The organism is Shigella sp. FC1967, from assembly GCF_001743005.1.
Taxonomy (GTDB): Bacteria; Pseudomonadota; Gammaproteobacteria; order Enterobacterales; family Enterobacteriaceae; genus Proteus.
This window is the reverse complement of sequence record NZ_MIIZ01001154.1, coordinates 1-596: the sequence shown is the minus strand read 5'-3', so window position 1 is coordinate 596 and position 596 is coordinate 1. Positions and strand designations below refer to the sequence as shown.

Sequence of the window (596 nt, the reverse complement as noted above, 5' to 3'; positions counted from 1 at the left end):
GACTCAGCCCCACATCAAGCCCCGTGATATTTGATATCAATGTTGGCTTTGCCGGTGCTTCTACCCCGTCATCACAGAGTAGTGACGCATAGTATTTTCCGGTTGCGCTGCGGCTCAGTGTGATACTTTTCAGCGCCCCCGTAATTTCACGATGTAAAACGCGCTTCAATCGGTGCGATTTTCGGGATTTTTATCGCGCCATCAATGACTTTGATCCCGACACAATGATAGCTAGATTGTCTGCCATGCTTACTTTTAAAACGTGGGAAAACGGGCTTTTAGTTTCGGATTAAAAAAAGTTGGAGAAAGCCACGTCAAGGTTAATCACCGCCTGCTGCAATGCAATTGAATCATATTCTTTAAGCCACCCATATCTGCGGGATTTTTTCGCCACGGCAAGCAGCGGTTTAAGATCTTTACGCGGGTTTAAATTTACGCCGTGCCGCTGGTAAGCGTCTTTCTTGATGTGCAGAGCTTTGTTGTACGCAAAACGAACTGCACCGAACTGAGCGTTGAGATATTCAGCCTGTTCTGGTGTAGGGTAGATGCGTACTTTTGTTGCTCTTAACATCATCAGCGCTCATTGATATAATGTT

The 596-nt window shown here is 45.8% G+C and carries 1 pseudogene; it reads right to left on the bottom strand.

Features of this window, described 5'->3' with window-relative positions:
* Window positions 1–239: 239 nt before the first annotated feature.
* A pseudogene (locus tag BHE89_RS19555) lies at window positions 240–571 on the bottom strand (helix-turn-helix domain-containing protein); the annotation flags it as partial.
* Between the last annotated feature and the right edge of the window lie 25 nt (window positions 572–596).